Genomic DNA, 2,721 nt, shown 5'->3' with positions numbered 1-2,721 from the left:
AGCCGCTGCGTCAGGCGCGCCGAACAGCGCCTTCTCGCAGCCGGCGGCGACGGCATCGCCGGCGAGATCGTCGAGACAGGACAGCGCCGGCAGGCTCGCGATGACCGGGGCCTGCGCGCGCGCTTCGGCCGGGGCGGCCTGCCCCTCAGGTCCATAGACGCGCACGGTGGCAGCCCCGGCGATCGCGATGGATAGCAGCGTAATGACGGTCAGCGCGCCGTTGGCGACCGATCTGTCGGCGCGCAGCAGCGCGATCAGGAGGATCAATCCGAAGAATCCGGCAGCCGCCAGCGTCATCCACATCGGCAAGGCCGGCGAACGCCAGATTTGGTCGAGCGAGGTGGCCCATGCCCAGTTCATGCGCGACATCCTCTCACGCGAGCAAAGCGCGAATGGTCAAGCGAGCACCGCGAGTCGGCAACTGCCCCCGGGCCCACGTTGCGAAGGCGAAGCGGGCCTTTTGACGGCGGCAGGATACGAATCCCTGATGGCACCAATGCGCGGGTGCGGTCGGTCTTCAGGACAGCGCGAGCTGGCTTTCCTTGGCGACGCGCTCGAAGGCTTCGGTCGAACTCTTGATCCGGTACTGGCAGTCGTCGCCTTCGGTCGGCAGCAGACGGATGACTTCATACGAGCCGCTGGCAGCGGGACGCGCGACGTTGCTGGCCGTGAACAAGACGCGCGATCCCACGGGAAATTTGTGCTTCAACACCCTCTCCATCACTCAAACAGCGCCTGCCTCGCCCAGTGTCCCACTGCGATGGCCGGCCGGAAACCCGGGCCGTTATATAGCACGCACCCCGCCGTTTTGGCCAGCGCCATGCCAGCATGGCAAGCGCTCAAATTTTGCAGTCATTTCAGAATGATAACGGGACAACCGGCGGGCCGATGATACCAGCGGAGCCGCTCGTTCCGCCGGCATTTCGCAGGCTGGTGTCGCAGCCCCCGAGCCCGCGGCCCCTGGCCCGGCGCCGGCCCGAGGGCTGGCCGGCCGGCACGCGGTCGGCCGCCCCCGTCGGACCGGCGATCAGGCGTCCTCGAACTTCGCGATGACAAGCGTTTCGGCAAGCCCGTCGCGCGTCCATTCCTGGAACGCCGGCAGCGCCATCATCGTCTCCATATAGGCCTTGGTGTCCGGCGCCACCTCGATCGCATAAGTGCGAAAGCGGTGCACGACCGGGGCATACATGGCGTCCGCCGCGCCGAAGCGGCCGAACAGGAACGGTCCCTTCGCGGCATGGCGAGTGCGGCACTCGCGCCAGATCTCCTCGATGCGCGCGATGTTGGCCTTGGCGTCGGCCGACAGCGCCACGGGGCGGATCGGCCGATGCAGGTTCATGCCGCATTCGCTGCGCAGCGCCACGAAGCCGGAATGCATCTCGGCGCACACCGACCGGGCATGCGCGCGCGCATCGGCATCGTCGGGCCACAGCTTCACTTCCGGATAGCGCTCGGCGATGTATTCGATGATGGCGAGCGAGTCCCACACCGTGATGTCGCCGTCGACCAGCACCGGCACCTTGCCGGCGCGGCTGAAGGACAGGATCTGCTCCTTGTCCTGGGGATCGTCGGTGTAGAGCGGGATCAGCGTCTCCACGAACGGGATGTCGTTGGCGCGGAGCGCGAGCCAGGGCCGCATCGACCATGACGAGTAGTTCTTGTTGCCGATCGCGAGTTTCAGCGCAGCCATGTCAGCAGTCCTTCTCGATACGTCTTGAAGCGAGCCGCTTTTAGCGCCATCGCCTGCCGCCAATCAATCGTTGCTGCGCCCCGTCATGCATGGCAATCGTTGCGGTTCCTCAGGAGACAGACATGAGCAGGCATTGGGTCGACATCGCCGCCGTCGGCTTCTTCATCGTCGAATGGCTGGTCTATGCCCTGACGCTGGAGCATTCGGCCTATGGCCGCGACAGCCTGTCGGCGCGCATGAACCGCTATCGCGAGGTCTGGGTGCGCCGGATGCTCGACCGCGAGACGCGCATGGTCGACATGCAGATCATGGCCTCGCTGCAGAGCGGCACCGCCTTCTTCGCCTCCACCAGCCTGTTCGCGCTCGGCGGCGCGCTGGCGCTGCTGCACGCCACCAACGACGCGATCACGATCCTGAGCAAGCTGCCGATCGACCTCAGCACCTCGCCGGCGATGTGGGAGCTGAAATGCGTCGGGCTGGTGCTGATCTGCGTCTACGCCTTCTTCAAGTTCGCCTGGGCCTATCGCCTGTTCAACTATGTCGCGATCCTGTTCGGCGGCACGCCGCCGGCCGACCGGCGCGACACGCCGGAGGCCGAAGCCCATGTCATCCGCACCTCCCGCCTGTTCGAATCCGCCGGTCGCCACTTCAACCGCGGCCAGCGCGCCTTCTTCTTCGCGCTCGGCTATCTCGGCTGGTTCGTCAGCCCCTGGGTGCTGTTCGTGACCACCGCGGCCGTGGTGGTCGTGACCTGGCGGCGGCAGTTCGCATCGAGCGCCTGGGCGGCGATGGCGCCGGAGGTGGTGGCGGATGGCGAAGAGGCGCAGAAGCGCGGTCATTGAGGCCCGCGTCCCGGACAAGCTGCAAGCATTGCAGCGCAGAGACGGGACCCAGAGGGTTGCACGGTACAATGCCGCAACATGGGCCCCGGCTCTGCAGCGCACCGTCAAAGTGACGCTGCGCTGCGTCCGGGGCACGAGAGCCTGGATAGGATCCTCCCTCTCTCCACGTCGTCATTGCGAGCGCAGCGA

General features: G+C 66.6%; 3 protein-coding genes and 1 pseudogene. 1 reads left to right on the top strand and 3 read right to left on the bottom strand.

The genetic code is table 11. The features are described from left to right. The 3 genes and pseudogenes from IC50_RS22455 to IC50_RS22445 form a co-directional block, all read right to left on the bottom strand. A pseudogene (locus IC50_RS22455) lies at positions 1-360 on the bottom strand (hypothetical protein); the annotation flags it as partial. A 157-nt stretch (positions 361-517) separates the two neighbouring features. Next, positions 518-721 (bottom strand): hypothetical protein, encoded by a 204-nt coding sequence (locus tag IC50_RS22450; RefSeq protein WP_029674288.1) that lies wholly within the window; start codon positions 719-721, stop codon positions 518-520. 306 nt (positions 722-1,027) lie between these two features. Then, positions 1,028-1,690 carry a glutathione S-transferase family protein gene (locus IC50_RS22445; protein ID WP_035709714.1) on the bottom strand — a complete coding sequence of 221 codons (663 nt, stop codon included), beginning with the start codon at positions 1,688-1,690 and terminating at the stop codon, positions 1,028-1,030. Positions 1,691-1,812: 122 nt separating this feature from the next. Between IC50_RS22445 and IC50_RS22440 the strand changes: the two genes are divergently transcribed. Continuing rightward, positions 1,813-2,532 carry a DUF599 domain-containing protein gene (locus IC50_RS22440; RefSeq protein ID WP_035709716.1) on the top strand — a complete coding sequence of 240 codons (720 nt, stop codon included), beginning with the start codon at positions 1,813-1,815 and terminating at the stop codon, positions 2,530-2,532. Positions 2,533-2,721 lie beyond the last annotated feature (189 nt).

The sequence above is a fragment of the Bradyrhizobium genomosp. I (2014) genome (genome assembly GCF_000261685.1).
Classification (GTDB): Bacteria; Pseudomonadota; Alphaproteobacteria; order Rhizobiales; family Xanthobacteraceae; genus Bradyrhizobium.
This window is presented reverse-complemented; position numbering and strand designations above follow the sequence as displayed.